14 protein-coding genes and 1 tRNA gene are annotated in these 13,761 nt (G+C 57.6%); 10 read left to right on the top strand and 5 right to left on the bottom strand.

The features are described from left to right. Positions 1-24 precede the first annotated feature (24 nt). From fdhF to ACSSNI_RS15565, 3 genes are read right to left on the bottom strand one after another with little or no spacing between them, the layout of a single operon-like run. The gene (gene fdhF, locus ACSSNI_RS15575; protein ID WP_200640506.1) at positions 25-2,937 is read right to left on the bottom strand and encodes a formate dehydrogenase subunit alpha; all 2,913 of its coding nucleotides are present in this window, start codon (positions 2,935-2,937) and stop codon (positions 25-27) included. Continuing rightward, the gene (locus ACSSNI_RS15570) at positions 2,931-4,499 is read right to left on the bottom strand and encodes a formate dehydrogenase beta subunit (protein WP_200640508.1); all 1,569 of its coding nucleotides are present in this window, start codon (positions 4,497-4,499) and stop codon (positions 2,931-2,933) included. Before ACSSNI_RS15570 ends, fdhF begins: the two co-directional genes overlap by 7 nt. After that, positions 4,496-5,005: a formate dehydrogenase subunit gamma gene (locus ACSSNI_RS15565; protein ID WP_159969335.1), complete on the bottom strand. Its 510-nt coding sequence runs from the start codon at positions 5,003-5,005 to the stop codon at positions 4,496-4,498. The genes ACSSNI_RS15570 and ACSSNI_RS15565 overlap by 4 nt, the downstream gene beginning before the upstream one ends. A gap of 161 nt (positions 5,006-5,166) precedes the next feature. Here ACSSNI_RS15565 and ACSSNI_RS15560 point away from each other — a divergent pair, with 161 nt between their 5' ends. The 4 genes from ACSSNI_RS15560 (at position 5,167) to ACSSNI_RS15545 (ending at position 9,423) form a co-directional block, all read left to right on the top strand. Further along, positions 5,167-6,240: a substrate-binding domain-containing protein gene (locus ACSSNI_RS15560; RefSeq protein WP_200640510.1), complete on the top strand. Its 1,074-nt coding sequence runs from the start codon at positions 5,167-5,169 to the stop codon at positions 6,238-6,240. Positions 6,241-7,247: 1,007 nt separating this feature from the next. Further along, positions 7,248-7,508, top strand: coding sequence for a hypothetical protein (locus ACSSNI_RS15555; protein ID WP_200640512.1), 261 nt, complete (start codon positions 7,248-7,250; stop codon positions 7,506-7,508). Between the two features lie 409 nt (positions 7,509-7,917). Then, positions 7,918-8,397: a hypothetical protein gene (locus tag ACSSNI_RS15550; RefSeq protein ID WP_200640514.1), complete on the top strand. Its 480-nt coding sequence runs from the start codon at positions 7,918-7,920 to the stop codon at positions 8,395-8,397. Positions 8,398-8,880: 483 nt separating this feature from the next. Continuing rightward, entirely contained in the window at positions 8,881-9,423 is a 543-nt protein-coding gene (locus ACSSNI_RS15545; RefSeq protein ID WP_200640516.1) for a TonB C-terminal domain-containing protein, read from the top strand. A 151-nt stretch (positions 9,424-9,574) separates the two neighbouring features. Here the strand turns inward: ACSSNI_RS15545 and ACSSNI_RS15540 are convergent, their stop codons facing one another. After that, positions 9,575-9,841, bottom strand: coding sequence for a DNA-binding protein (locus tag ACSSNI_RS15540; RefSeq protein WP_200640518.1), 267 nt, complete (start codon positions 9,839-9,841; stop codon positions 9,575-9,577). A 122-nt stretch (positions 9,842-9,963) separates the two neighbouring features. On the opposite strand from ACSSNI_RS15540, the gene ACSSNI_RS15535 reads away from it, so the two are divergent. The 6 genes from ACSSNI_RS15535 to ACSSNI_RS15510 all read left to right on the top strand — a co-directional run bounded on the left by ACSSNI_RS15535 (position 9,964) and on the right by ACSSNI_RS15510 (position 13,616). Continuing rightward, positions 9,964-10,182: a DNA-binding protein gene (locus tag ACSSNI_RS15535; protein ID WP_179485753.1), complete on the top strand. Its 219-nt coding sequence runs from the start codon at positions 9,964-9,966 to the stop codon at positions 10,180-10,182. After that, positions 10,179-10,394, top strand: coding sequence for a hypothetical protein (locus ACSSNI_RS15530; protein ID WP_200640520.1), 216 nt, complete (start codon positions 10,179-10,181; stop codon positions 10,392-10,394). The genes ACSSNI_RS15535 and ACSSNI_RS15530 overlap by 4 nt, the downstream gene beginning before the upstream one ends. After that, the gene (locus ACSSNI_RS15525; RefSeq protein ID WP_200640522.1) at positions 10,387-10,776 is read left to right on the top strand and encodes a hypothetical protein; all 390 of its coding nucleotides are present in this window, start codon (positions 10,387-10,389) and stop codon (positions 10,774-10,776) included. Before ACSSNI_RS15530 ends, ACSSNI_RS15525 begins: the two co-directional genes overlap by 8 nt. Before the next feature lie 108 nt (positions 10,777-10,884). Then, positions 10,885-11,166: a hypothetical protein gene (locus ACSSNI_RS15520; protein WP_325166605.1), complete on the top strand. Its 282-nt coding sequence runs from the start codon at positions 10,885-10,887 to the stop codon at positions 11,164-11,166. A 68-nt stretch (positions 11,167-11,234) separates the two neighbouring features. Then, positions 11,235-12,515, top strand: a complete 1,281-nt coding sequence (locus ACSSNI_RS15515; protein ID WP_200640524.1) for a hypothetical protein — start codon at positions 11,235-11,237, stop codon at positions 12,513-12,515. Positions 12,516-12,587: 72 nt separating this feature from the next. After that, positions 12,588-13,616, top strand: coding sequence for a phage integrase (locus ACSSNI_RS15510; RefSeq protein WP_200640527.1), 1,029 nt, complete (start codon positions 12,588-12,590; stop codon positions 13,614-13,616). A gap of 38 nt (positions 13,617-13,654) precedes the next feature. Here the strand turns inward: ACSSNI_RS15510 and ACSSNI_RS15505 are convergent. Beyond that, positions 13,655-13,750 (bottom strand) — tRNA-Sec (locus ACSSNI_RS15505). Between the last annotated feature and the right edge of the window lie 11 nt (positions 13,751-13,761).

The following is a 13,761-nucleotide window of genomic DNA, read 5'->3' as shown; positions in this document are numbered from 1 at the left end:
TGCCATCGCCCATGAAGCGGGCACTCATTTGAGTGCCACTTCCGCAGTCTCGGCATTTTCCAGGTAACGCAGCTGTTTCTGATCGAAGTCCTGGAAGCGCTGCTGCCAGTCTGAGGGCTGCGTTACCTTCTCGACCTGAACGGCCGTCACCTTGTACTCGGGGCAGTTGGTCGCCCAGTCCGAGTTATCGGTGGTGATGACGTTCGCGCCGCTGCCTGGGTGGTGGAAGGTGGTGTACACCACGCCCGGAGCCATGCGATCGCTGACCAGGCAACGCAGCACCGTATGCCCGACCCGGCTGCGAATACCCAGCCAGTCGCCATCTTTCAGGCCGCGGTCCTCGGCGTCGTTCGGGTGGATTTCCAGCACATCTTCATCGTGCCAGGCGCTGTTGGCGGTCCGACGGGTCTGAGCGCCCACGTTGTACTGACTCAGGATGCGCCCGGTGGTGAGCAACAGCGGGTAGCGACGGTTGACGCGCTCTTCGGTGGCCACGTACTCGGTAATGGCGAAGTTGCCCTTGCCGATCGGGAAGTCCACGCCATGCATGGTCGGCGTGCCCATCGGGTAGTCGTCGTTGCACGGCCACTGGATGCTGCCCAGCACTTCGAGTTTGCTGTAGTTGACGCCGGTAAAGGTCGGTGCCAGCTGCGCGATCTCGTCCATGATCTCGGACGGATGGCTATAGTTCATGGGGTATCCCAGCGCATTGGAAAGTGCTTGGGTGACTTCCCAGTCCTCCATGCCGGCAACCGGCGGCATAACGCGACGTACCCGGTTGATGCGTCGTTCCGCGTTGGTGAAGGTCCCGTTCTTCTCGAGGAAGGTCGCACCGGGCAGCAGCACGTGGGCGTACTTGGCGGTTTCGTTGAGGAAAATGTCCTGAACGATCAGGCAATCCAGCGCCGACAGCGCCGCCTCGACGTGCTGGGTGTTCGGGTCGGACTGAGCGATGTCCTCGCCCTGCACATAGAGCGCCTTGAAGGTGCCTGCCACGGCGGCATCGAACATGTTGGGAATACGCAGGCCCGGCTCGTCATCGAGCGTGGTGTTCCAGGCGCTCTCGAAGCGTTGACGCACTTCCGGATCGGCAACGTGCTGGTAGCCCGGCAGCTCATGGGGGAAAGAACCCATGTCGCAGGAACCCTGCACGTTGTTCTGACCGCGCAAGGGGTTCACACCCACGCCTTCACGGCCGATGTTGCCGGTCGCCATCGCCAGGTTGGCGATGCTCATGACGGTGGTGGAGCCCTGGCTGTGCTCGGTCACGCCCAGGCCATAGTAAATGGCCCCATTGCCGGCCATCGCGTAGGTGCGGGCTGCCTGGCGGACCAGTCCGGCCGGCACGCCGGTTTCCGCTTCGGAGACTTCCGGCGCATGGCGGGCCTCACTGATGAAGTCGCGCCATTTCTGGTAGGCGTTGGTTTCACAACGGCTTTCGATGAATGCCTTGTCTTCCAGCCCTTCGGTGACGACTACATGTGCCAGTGCGTTGACCAGCGCGACGTTGGTGCCCGGCTTGAGCGACAGGTGCAGACCCTTTTCCGCGTGCGGCGTTTTGAGCAGGTCGATACGCCGTGGATCGGCGACGATCAGGGTGGCGCCCTGGCGCAGGCGGCGCTTCATTTGCGAGGCAAAGACCGGGTGCGCGTCCGTTGGGTTCGCGCCAATAACCAGAATGACGTCGGACTTCATTACCGAGTCGAAGGTCTGGGTGCCAGCGGATTCGCCCAGGGTAGCCTTGAGGCCATAGCCTGTCGGCGAGTGGCAGACACGGGCGCAGGTGTCGGTGTTGTTGTTGCCGAATGCGGCGCGAATCAGTTTCTGAACCAGATAGGTTTCTTCGTTGGTGCAGCGCGAGGACGTGATGCCGCCGACGCTGTCCCGGCCGTAGGTCGCCTGGGTTTCACGCAGACGCCGCGCAGCGAAGGTCAGCGCCTCGTCCCAGGAAACGGCACGCCACGGCTGATCGATCGAATCACGAATCATCGGCTCGCGGATGCGGTCCTTGTGGGTCGCGTAACCAAAGGCGAAGCGTCCCTTGACGCATGAATGGCCGTGGTTCGCGTCGCCACCCTTGTAAGGCACCATGCGGATCAGCTTGTCGCCTTTCATCTGCGCTTCGAACGAGCAGCCCACGCCACAGTAGGCACAAGTGGTGACTACGCTGTGCTCGGGCACGCCTTCTTCGATGACGCTCTTTTCCATCAGGGTCGCGGTCGGGCACGCCTGCACGCATGCCCCGCAGGATACGCACTCCGACTCCATGAACGGCTGATTCTGGCTGGCCGATACGGTCGAGTCGAAGCCCCTGCCGTCGATGGTCAGGGCAAAGGTGCCCTGAACTTCAGCGCAGGCACGCACACAACGCGAGCAGACGATGCACTTGCTCGGATCGAAGCTGAAATAGGGGTTGGAGTTGTCGATCTCGGCATGCAGATGGTTGGCACCTTCGAACCCGTAGCGCACTTCGCGCAGGCCGACGGCGCCTGCCATGTCCTGCAGCTCGCAATCGCCGTTGGCTGGGCAGGTCAGGCAGTCCAGCGGGTGGTCGGAGATGTACAGCTCCATGATGTTGCGACGCAGCTTGGCCAGCTTGCCGTTCTGCGTGGTGACCGACATGCCTTCGCTGACCGGCGTGGTGCACGAAGCGGGATAGCCGCGGCGCCCTTCGATTTCTACCGCGCAGATCCGGCAGGAGCCGAAGGCTTCCAGGTTGTCGGTCGCGCACAGCTTGGGCACCGTGATGCCTGCCAGGGCGGCAGCGCGCATGACCGAGGTGCCTTCTGGCACGCTGATCTGAATGCCGTCGATTACCAGGCTAATGGTCGTCTCGGACGTCCGTGCCGGAGTGCCCAGGTCACGGTCGAACAGGGCCGGGTCGAAGCTGTTGACCTGGCCTTTCAGATATTGCTTGGGATCGAAATGGTTCAGCATGCTATGCCTCCCGCCACCAGGGCGTGTCGAGGTGTCAGATCATCAGGGAAATGCTTCATCACGCTCTGCACCGGGAACGGCGTCATGCCGCCCATGGCGCAGAGCGAACCATCGACCATGGTCTCGCACAGATCCGACAGCAGTTCGAGGTTCATCTCGGCATTTTCACCAGCACGGATCCGGTCGATGACTTCAACGCCGCGAACGGCGCCGATCCGGCACGGCGTGCATTTACCACAGGATTCGACAGTGCAGAACTCCATGGCGAAACGGGCCTGCTCGCCCATGTCGACGGTGTCATCGAACATCACGACGCCGCCATGCCCGACCACTCCACCGAATGCGGCAAAGGCTTCGTAGTCGAGCGGGTTGTCCCATTGGCTTTCCGGCAGGTAGGCCCCAAGAGGGCCGCCCACCTGAACGGCTTTGAGCGGACGGCCACTGCGCGTGCCGCCGCCGAAATCTTCCATCAGCGTTTTCAAGCTGATACCGAATGCCAGTTCGATCAGCCCACCGCGCTTCACGTTGCCCGCTAGCTGCACGGCCAGCGTGCCACGGGAGCGACCCATGCCGTAATCGGCGTAGGCCTGGCCGCCCTGATCCATGATGTACGGCACAGCGGCGAAGGACAGTACGTTGTTGACCACGGTCGGGCGACCGAACAGCCCAACGATGGCCGGCAGCGGTGGCTTGGCACGCACCAGGCCGCGGCGACCTTCGAGGCTTTCGAGCAGCGAGGTTTCTTCGCCGCAAATGTAGGCACCGGCGCCGAGGCGGACTTCCAGGTTGAACCCCTTGCCGGAGCCCAGCAGATCATCGCCCAGGTAGCCGGCTGTGACTGCACGGCGTATGGCCTCGTCAAGAATCGCCTTGGCCAGCGGATATTCCGAACGCAGGTAAATGTAACCGCGGTCGGCGCCGACCGCGAGACCGGCGATGGTCATGCCTTCGATCAGCATGTAAGGGTCGCATTCCATCACCAGGCGGTCGGCGAAGGTCCCCGAGTCCCCTTCGTCTGCGTTGCAGACGATGTACTTCTGACCCTCGGGCTCGTTGAGCACTGTCTGCCACTTGATGCCGGTCGGAAAGGCGGCGCCGCCACGGCCACGCAGGCCGGACGTTTTGACTTCGTCGACGATGGATTGGCCGTCACGGGAGAGCGCTGCCTTGAGGCCATTGAATCCACGCAGTGCCGTGTAATCGTCGATCGATAGCGGGTCCGTGATACCGATGCGCGAAAAGGTCAGCCGCTGCTGACGCTTGAGGTACTCGATCTCCTCGGTAAGCCCGAGCGCCAGGGCATGGTCGTGCCGGCCTTCAAACAAACCGGCCTCGATGAGGCTTTCTACCGCCTCGGGGGTTACCGGCCCGTAGGCGACCCGACCATCTGGCGTATCGATTTCAACCAGTGGCTCCAGCCAGAACAGGCCGCGTGAGCCGTTACGCACAACGCGCAGCTCTTGCGAGCGGGCTGCAGCGGCGCGCTCGATACGCTGAGCAACCTTGTCGGCACCCAGCGAACGAGCCGTGGTATCACAAGGTACATAAACGGTAATAGTCACCACTTCACCTCCACCGCAACAGTCTTCAGCTCATCGGCCAGTTCATCGAAACGCTCTGGCGTTACGCGCCCATGGACGTCGTTGTTGATCTGCACGGCGGGACCGCAGGCGCAGTTGCCCAGGCAGTACACGGGCTCCAGCGTAATTTCGCGATCCTGGGTGGTCTGGTGATAATCCACCTTCAACGAGGCTTTGACATGCGCTTCCAGCTGACGGCTGCCCACGGCCTGGCAGGCCTCGGCGCGGCAAATCTGGATCACGTTGCGCCCTGCAGGCTGGGTGCGAAAGTGATGATAGAAGCTGATGATGCCGTGTACGTCGGCCCGAGTGCAGCTCAAGGAGTCGGCAATAAGCGGAACCGCGCTGTCCGGAATGTGGCCGAAGCGATCCTGAATGGCATGAAGAGTAGGGAGCATGGCGCCGGGCATCGACTTGTGGTCATCGATCACTTGCTGGATCAGGGCCGGCGTCCAGGCACCGGTAGCTGACGAGATGGTAGTGGACATGACCTGGTTGCCTCATCAGGTAGTCGAACGTGCCGGTCAGGGTCAGGCAACCGACAGCTTGTGTTCGAGCATATATGAATAATTATTCTTAATTGGGTTAAGCTTTAATCAGGTGAACAGCAAACTAACATACCCATTTGACCCAAAAAATATGAACGAAAATGCTTAACTCAAGGCTGCATATCACGCCCACCTGGTTATTCAGAAATGGCAACGGCGAATTGCTGGATCCGATCATCTTTGCCTTGCTCGAAGGTATCCATGACACCGGCAAGCTGACCCAGGCGGCTCAAAAGGCGGATATTTCGTACCGTCATGCCTGGAATCTGCTTACCCGTGGCGAGCAATTTTTCGGCATGCCCATGGTGTTGATGCGCAAGGGGCACGGCACGCGGTTATCGCAGCTGGGAGAACAGTTGCTGTGGTCGGAACAACGCCTGCGCGCGCGGCTGGAGCCTCAGCTCGACAGCATGGCCTCCGAGTTGAACCACCAGCTTCAGCAGTTGCTTGAGGGCGCTCATCCGGTGCTGCGGCTGCATGCGAGTCATGGTTACGCGGTCGCCCTCCTGGCTGATCTGCCCGGAGAGCTGAACCTGCGCTATTGCAATCCGCAGGAAGCGCTCAGTGCCCTGAACCGGGGAGACTGCGACCTTGCCAGCTTCCATCTCCCCACGTTCCCTCCGCTGGCCAAGCGAGTCTTAGCCGTTTATCAAGCGCTGCTCGCCGGCCAGGACCTTCGCGTCATTCGCTTCGTGACGCGGCGGCAGGGCTTGATCTTGCGCGCCGCTACGCGCAAGCACGTGCATGGACTGGCTGATCTGACCCGTCCTGAGATTCGCTTTATCAATCGCGACGAGCATTCCGGCACCCGTGTCCTGTTCAACCTGCTGCTCGAAGAGCACCAGATCGATAAAGCCCAGATCGCCAATGGTGCCCAGGAAGAATTCACCCACACCGCCGTGGCCGCTTACGTCGCAGCGGGCATGGCCGATGTCGGCTTCGGTGTCGAGGCGGCAGCCGCGCAGTTCGGGCTGGAGTTCATCAGCCTGGCGACCGAACACTACCTGCTGGTCTGCCACGAAACGCAGCTACGCCAGCACAACGTGCGCCAGTTGCTACAGGCCATGACATCGGACGAGTTTCTGGCAGACATCGACAAGCTGGCCGGCTATGCGCCTGATAAGTGCGGCGAGATCTGCACCTTTGACGAACTTTTGAAAGACAGCTGCGGTTAGCCAGAAAGGCCAACCGCTGCTTCCAGGGCAATCTCACCTTTCGTCGGCCGCCGGTCAGATTTTTGAAGTTCGACAAATTATGTGGCGTTGCTGGTTCAGCGTCAGCGTTACCTCGGAGCCGGCCGAGTCGATGCGCCACTGATACGAACACGGAAGACAGGAATTGGCGGAAGGCAGTGGGAGTCGAACTCGTTTTTCTGGCTCGCAGTGATCGGCTATCGTCGGCTTTGCTGGGCCTGCCGCATGTGTGTGCCAGCTTTGTTCCGCTGTACGTGGCATTGATTTCGACACTTTATCGACACGCCAAAAGGTAAAAAGGGTGCTCAGCCTCGCACGCGGTGCAACCAAAGGATTAGGTACGATTTCAGGTCTCTCGAAGCTGGTGCATAAACATCCTGCCTTCCTGAATAGGCCGGAACTAGGGCCTCGGAAGAGAATCGGACGGAATCTTATACACCAAGCCCGTTCGGCGTCTTATACACCAATTGGTGTCTAATTATAGTTAGGCAAAGGAAATGTCGTTTAACTCACATAAACGTAAGGTGTTAGATGAGAGTGAACCGTTCGAGCACCGTGCATCACATGCTCGCTCGTGTGCACTACATGTGGCTAACGCTCTCGGCCTAGAGCGGGATGCCGTAATAGAGTTAATAGCTAAGGAAACAGGCGTTAGTCTGCACAACCCTGAGTCGGCAGTCCATTTGATAGCCGCATTCGAAACATTGGAAAGAATTCGAATACAGGCAGTGCAAGCCAATGCCTAACAAGTGGTTCAAACCGTTCGCTGCGCTTACTGGGACGGGCTAAAGCCCGCCCCTTAACCAAACGTTAGAGGTCATATGCTCAGTAACCGAACACTCGGGTTTCTTGAAGGGTTGGCAAACGCATCTAGTGCTGTTTACACAGAGGGTGGCCTTCAGTTCACATTCAAATTCAGCTACCAGCTGGCTCATAGTTGTTCAATTCCATCGTTAAGGGAGTCTTTGGTTACAGCTGACCGACAGTGCTTGGAACTCATCGGAGCAGATATTCAAGAGCTAGGTCGCTTCTTCCAAGGTTCGCTTGGTCAATACACCAAAGAAATACCATCTCAAGATGCTCAGGAAATCGCCCGATCTTTAGTCGAACGTCTTCACAACGACCTTCAATTCGACTCAGCATGTCTGGTGGTCGAAGACGACAAGTACGGTATGACGGCGCAGCTTGAGATGGTTGAGCGGTCCAACAACAATCTCTATAGCTTAGAAATTTGGTGGTCCGTCGACTGACCTCTAACAACTGGTTCAAATCGCTCGCTGTGCTCACTGGGACGGGCTAAAGCCCGCCCCTTAACCAAACGTTAGCTTAAGGTTCACAATGCGCAGTATTGATACAGACCGCAGAAGCTTTATCCCGCTTAGAGTTGTGTACATGTCCATCTCTGCGTTGGTCATTATCATTACCGCGGTCTTCCTGCTTCCCAATGGCTTCTGGGGCATACTGGCATTCGGCTGCCTTAACGCGCCGTTGCTGGTAATAGCTATTTACTTAAAGGACGGGACACTAAAGCGTGTCCACGAGGCGCTTGGTAGTTTGGCGGATATCCTTCGTGCGTTAAGCTAACACCCGGTTCAAGCCGCTCGCTCCGCTCACTGGGACGGGCTAAAGCCCGCCCCTTAACCAAACGTTAGGCTCTGTATGGAAACTTTGAGTATCGCTCTGTCATTATGGAAGCTTGGGCTTGTAAGCTCAGAAGAGCTAATCGCGTGGGTTGATGCTCACATTGGATTATCCAAAAATCCCGACGAGGCTCTAGTCCAGCTATCACTCGACGGCCCCGATACTTGTCTCAAACGCCCAATTTATGAATTTCCTTATAGACCAATAGAGCTTACGTTTACCGAAGAATTTGGCTTGCGAGTATCAGCGCTAAATATCCAATCTGAGTTTGAGGTTAGCAATTTTATTGAGTGGGCGACTGTTAAATGTATGGGCGAAAACCTTGACGACCCAATAGTCATATTTTGCTACCAGCTTGAGGATTGCTGCAGTCTTGAAGCACAAGTAGCCTTTCTGCACAATGAGCTTCCTTCGTTAAAATCCAGAAGTATGTCTATTGCCCATTCTTTCTATACAAGCGTACCTAGCCTGAAGCCTCAGAACGAGCGCGCGACATGAACTGCCTAACAACTGGTTCAAATCATTCGCTTCGCTCACTGGGACGGGCTAAAGCCCGCCCCTTAACCAAACGTTAGGGTTTCATCATTAAATGAAGCTGCTCCAAGACACGATGAATGATGGCTCTAGAAATTTTCTGTTGCTCCCTACTGGAAGCACTCCGCCAATTCGCTTAGTTTTTCGCGTACTTTAATTGTGGGGAGCTTACCCAACGGCCTACATACCTAGCCTTGGCGAAAGCTGGATAGACTTTAGATACAAAAAACAAAAATTCAGTATTAACAACCAATACGGTGATTTCTGGTTTTTTGTTGAAAATCCCAAGTGCCCTGATTCTGTTCTACTTGAGGTTGCAAACCACTTTGAAAGGATTCTGTGTGTTCACCCCTAACAAGTGGTTCAAATCGTTCGCTTCGCTTTCTGGGACGGGCTAAAGCCCGCCCCTTAACCAAACGTTATACTCAACCTTGGAATTTGTGTGTCATGAAACTATGCGTAATAGCTCTAGTTGTTTCTTACTTTTTGTTGTCAGGCTGCAATTCAACAGAAACAGTTATAAATTCCAATCGGAATGGACTAGCAGTTAGTACGCCTGTTCAAGCACAGGAAATTTCGCCTCAGAACTCAATTCCAGCTGAGCCGACAGAGTCGAAGAAGCAGCGCGCCCTTAGAGAGCTTTTATCCGAGGATTTCACCTACCAGCAAACGCACACTTTAAATACTAACGACCCAGAAGACTTGTTTGTACTCTACAGAACCAAAATATCTAATAACTTTACAGCACCCAAAGACATAAAGCCTGAAACGCAACTTATCCTTGACGTTAAAATGAGCGCAGACGGTAAAATTTTATCAATTGAAATAGCCCAGACTAGCGGTGAATATCAATTCGATAACTCAGCAATTTTGGCAATACGCAGCATTGGTATATTCAGTGAAGTAAAAGACCTTAGCGAAGCCGACTATAATAAATACTTTAAATTTCATAAAATTAAATTTAGCCCATTTTTACTTTCTGGCAACTAATAGCGCATAGGTCTAACAACTGGTTCAAATCGTTCGCTTCGCTCACTGGGACCGGCTAAAGTCGGCCCCTTAACCAAACGTTAGTGCTGCTACTTCCGCTTAGCTCCCTGCGCTCGGGCATACCATCGCCTAGCTAATTTCCGTGTGATTGCTATCCCGCGCTGGGTTGGCTCAAGTTTCGGTTGGCCTCGTCGTAGGCTGGGCTGGTCTGTCCGATCTCTGGGGCGATCTGCCCGCTGGCCAGCCATAGGGCGTACTGGGGATAAACCTTCACCAGTACGTCTATCTCGTCTGCGCTTACGCGCACCGCGCCCTTGCTGACGTTCCGCCAGCGCTCGTAATCACCACCATGTTCGCTCGCCCGCTTGGGGCCGATCAGCTTGAGCAACGCGCGTGCTCTATCGGATGCGCTGTGCATGCAGAAAATTTTTCCTGAGTAGCTATTGCTCCATCATGCAAGATGGGTAACAATCGCTCCATGGGTAGTTGTTACCCATTGGTTGATTGGTTATCAAAGCCGAACATAGTGGAGTAAAGCGGATGGATACGGAAGGTTTTGACCCGCAAAAGCTGCACGGCGCCCCGCCCCTGATGCCGTGGCCGAAGTTCGCCGAGTGGATCGGCATGGGCGACGAACCCATCGTGGTGCGCACCTGGTTGGACCGTGGCTACCTGCCTTCGAAGAAGGTCGGCAAACGCACGATGGTCAACGTAGCCCTGCTACAGCAGCAGCTTCTCGAACAGGAGTGGACGCTATGAGCAAAGCAGACAACAGCCTCGACCTGTGCAGCCTCAAGACCTTCGCCGAAATGAGCGGGGTATCCGTCGAGGAGGCCGCCGACTGGGCCGCTACTGGCACCATCCCGACAATGCGCCTCGCCGACTTCCGCATGGTCAACCTCGCGCGCCTGCGAGCTGACCTGAAGAAAGGCAAAAAGGAGTTCAAGGAAGGAGACTACAGCCATGCGTAAACCCGGCATCACCCTGGATACCCAAGCCGCCATGGCTTACATCGGCGAATCCGTGCTGATGGAGCTGTACATGGACGAAGACGAGCCGCCTTACTGGTGCTGTGTGCACGTCGTTGGCGTGGTGCTGGAGAAGGAAGGTGTCTGGGATTACCCCTACTTCATGGCCATGAGCTTCACCAGTGACGGGCGTACGCCGAGCGAGATCCCGTTCATGGACATTCTCACCATCAGGGTGATGCGGCACCGCGACCGGCATGGTTCCGGCAACGTACTGGACCGCATTGCCCTCCCTAATGCCGGGAGGTCAGGGGCCGCGCTCCCGGCTCGTCGGGACAGCCTCACCGTCCCGTCGAACGGAAGCACGGGCGCAGCGCACCCTTGACCCTGCACGACTATGAAAAGCCTATCGCTGGGAGTGTGGGGTAGCTTTTTCACCCCACGCTCCCGAGCCCTCGGCGGCAAGAGCGGGATGACAAGGGCCGCGCCCTTGGTGTTATTCGTCCTCGCGCGCCGCGCCGATCTCAAACTTCCCCACCTGCTCGCGCTGGCCAGCCTCGCGCTCTACCTGGCCTGGGTCAGCACGCCGCCGCCTGACCGTCCCCACCTGATGACCTTCACCCAGGAACAAACCTGTCCTGGAGATCCCGTTACGTCATTCACCGACCCGATCACCCGTATCGATAGCCTTTGCTGCGCGCTGGCCGAGCACTCTCACACGTGCCGAGGGACGAGGCGCGTGAGCGAGCGCAGCCAGCGCGCGCCTCCGCGCTGACGTCCCTGTAGCACGTCAGATAAATACAGATTAACTACCGCATTAGTCAGCATTAGGAAGTGAACCAAATGAGCAAACCAAAGGATTTTCTCCGCCTAGACATGCTTGCCCGCGAAGATCGCAACGGGCGTCTGTTCGTCGATCCAGGTACGGCTGCATTCGTGGATCTGTCCAAGGTCCGGTTGCTGCGTTGCGGCGTGGATACGGTCCGCCAGCTGTACCGCGGATTGATCCGGCCCGAAATCATGGCGCTATTCGAAAAGCCGGGCGCGATGGTCGAGTTTGCCGGGGAGATCTGGCACGCCGGGCGTGTGGGGCGGGACTCGGGCTACCAGTACAAACTCCAGAACGCTGACCTTGGGTTCATCCTGCTCATCAAGAACTTCAACGCCAAGCTGGAGCAGATCGGCCCGCACCTGAAAATCGAGGTGTCACCGCACGCGATCGACGCGCTGTCGCCGCAACGGCTCCAGGAACGCATGGATTATTACGCTGCCGCCGTGATGACCCACCTGGAGCGCAACCAGTGTGCCGTGCACCTCGCGTTGGACCTACAAGGCTGGACGCCTCCCGCTGACCTGACCGCCCGCATGCACTGCCGCGCACGTGCCAACCGCGATATCTCAGGCATCAAGGAGATTCAGTGGACCATGGAAGCCGCCACCTACGGTAAAGGCCAATCCTTCCTGTTCGGCTCAGCCGGTGGCGTACAGCTCGGGATCTACAACAAGACGCTGCAAGCCCGCGCCCATGACAAGTTCGACTATTGGGAAAGCGTCTGGCGTCGCCGTGATTCGTTCGACGTGAAAGACCCGGAGAATTACAACCCGGCCCAGGACGTTTGGCGCGTCGAGCTGCGCTATCACCACTCCGTCATCCAGCAATTCGCCAGCGGCTCGGTGGACGTGAAGACCGGCCAAGCCATCGATACGGACTCCTTCGCTGCGTTCTCGGCCCACCTGGAAGGCCTGTGGCGCTACGGTATGAGCCAGTTCAAGCTGCTCGCTCGCCCTGGCTACTTTGAACCCATCTGGACGCTGTTGCGTGAAGACGCACGGGTTGATCTGCCGGTTGATTCCCTGGTCGATGAGACGGAGTACAAACGCTACTACAAGACGAGCCGGGGCTTCTCAGGCAAGAACGTGGAACTGTTCCTGGGAAACTTCGTAAGCCTGCTGGCAAGGGAGCGAGTGGGCGCTAACAAAGCATTCGAGACCCTAAAACAGTGGGATTGCTGGCCGGTCATCCGTGATCACTACGCCGCCAAGGAGATGAGCGAGCGGGATCTGTACAAGCACATCAAAAACCTGCTCGAGGAGCGGCATGTGAGGTGGGGTAGGGCGGTCTGATGTTTGTTTGCCAGACACACAAACAAGCCAAACAGGCTGACGTAACTGCTCCCGGCCAAGGCGACGATGCACATGGCCATTGAACAACTGCCTGACGGACGCTGGAAGGTCGATGTCGAGCCGGTGAAAGGCAAGCGATTCCGCAAGACGGTCAAGACCAAGGCCGAAGCCCTGCGGTTCGAAGCAACGTGCCGGAGCAAAGTGATCGACAAGCCCGACTGGTCACCCAAGCCCAGGGATCGTCGGCGATTATTCGACCTGATTGGACGCTGGCGGCTGCTGCATGGGCATGCACTGAGCGATATCTACCGGACCGAACTGGTCCTCAACCGTATGGCTCGGGAGATGGGCAACCCGGTGGCAAGCCAGCTGACAGGAGCGACTTATACGGCCTATCGCGCCGGTCGACTGTTATCAGGCACAAGCGGGAAGACCGTGAACAACCAGCTGGGCTACCTCTGTTCGGTATTCAACGTGCTCCGCCAGTTAGGCGAAATCGACTACGAGAACCCGCTGGCCTCGGTCAAGCCGCTCAAGCTCCAGGAACGCGAACTCACGTATCTGAGTGATGCCCATATCGACCGGCTGTTTCGCGCCATCCAGGAGCATTGCCGGACGCCTCACACGTACATGGTGGCGATGATCTGCCTGGCTACTGGATGCCGCTGGGGAGAAGCTCAAGCGCTCAGACCGGAACGAGTCCGAGACGGCCACGTCCTGTTTGTGAACACCAAGGGTAAGCGTCGACGCTCCGTGCCGATCGATCAGGCGTTGCATGACCGTATCCACCAGCACTACCAGGAACACGGCCTGTTTACCAACTGCCGCGACAGCTTCGACTACGCCGTCAGCATGTCAGGGCTCACGTTACCGGCTGGGCAGAAAACGCATGTGCTGCGGCACACCTTCGCGTCCCATTTCATGATGAACGGCGGCAACATCCTGACCCTGCAGAAAGTCCTGGGCCATGCCTCGCTGAACATGACCATGCGCTACGCGCACCTGGCCCCAGACTACCTGAAGGATGTAATCACGCTCGGACCCATTCGGGGTTTTCGACACTTCTTCGACACCCAAGCCGAAGCCGCTCCGGTCGAGTAGCTGGAGGCCGCGTAGTTAGGGGCTTTCAGAGCGGGATATGGCGGAAGGCAGTGGGAGTCGAACCCACCCAGGGACGGCTGCCGCCCCCAACCGGGTTTGAAGCCCGGCCGCACCACCGGGTGCGATTGCCTTCCAAGATGACGTT

The organism is Stutzerimonas tianxiuensis, assembly GCF_053470365.1.
The sequence above is the reverse complement of the archived record's forward strand: the minus strand, read 5'-3'. Positions and strand labels throughout refer to the sequence as shown.

Coding starts and splice junctions, on each gene's coding strand:
- ACSSNI_RS15550 (WP_200640514.1), top strand. CDS start 7,918: ATGGAAACTTTGAGTATCGCTCTGTCATTATGGAAGCTTGGGCTTGTA.
- ACSSNI_RS15560 (WP_200640510.1), top strand. CDS start 5,167: ATGCTTAACTCAAGGCTGCATATCACGCCCACCTGGTTATTCAGAAAT.
- ACSSNI_RS15525 (WP_200640522.1), top strand. CDS start 10,387: ATGCGTAAACCCGGCATCACCCTGGATACCCAAGCCGCCATGGCTTAC.
- ACSSNI_RS15565 (WP_159969335.1), bottom strand. CDS start 5,005: ATGTCCACTACCATCTCGTCAGCTACCGGTGCCTGGACGCCGGCCCTG.
- fdhF (WP_200640506.1), bottom strand. CDS start 2,937: ATGCTGAACCATTTCGATCCCAAGCAATATCTGAAAGGCCAGGTCAAC.
- ACSSNI_RS15510 (WP_200640527.1), top strand. CDS start 12,588: ATGGCCATTGAACAACTGCCTGACGGACGCTGGAAGGTCGATGTCGAG.
- ACSSNI_RS15515 (WP_200640524.1), top strand. CDS start 11,235: ATGAGCAAACCAAAGGATTTTCTCCGCCTAGACATGCTTGCCCGCGAA.
- ACSSNI_RS15545 (WP_200640516.1), top strand. CDS start 8,881: ATGAAACTATGCGTAATAGCTCTAGTTGTTTCTTACTTTTTGTTGTCA.
- ACSSNI_RS15530 (WP_200640520.1), top strand. CDS start 10,179: ATGAGCAAAGCAGACAACAGCCTCGACCTGTGCAGCCTCAAGACCTTC.
- ACSSNI_RS15535 (WP_179485753.1), top strand. CDS start 9,964: ATGGATACGGAAGGTTTTGACCCGCAAAAGCTGCACGGCGCCCCGCCC.
- ACSSNI_RS15540 (WP_200640518.1), bottom strand. CDS start 9,841: ATGCACAGCGCATCCGATAGAGCACGCGCGTTGCTCAAGCTGATCGGC.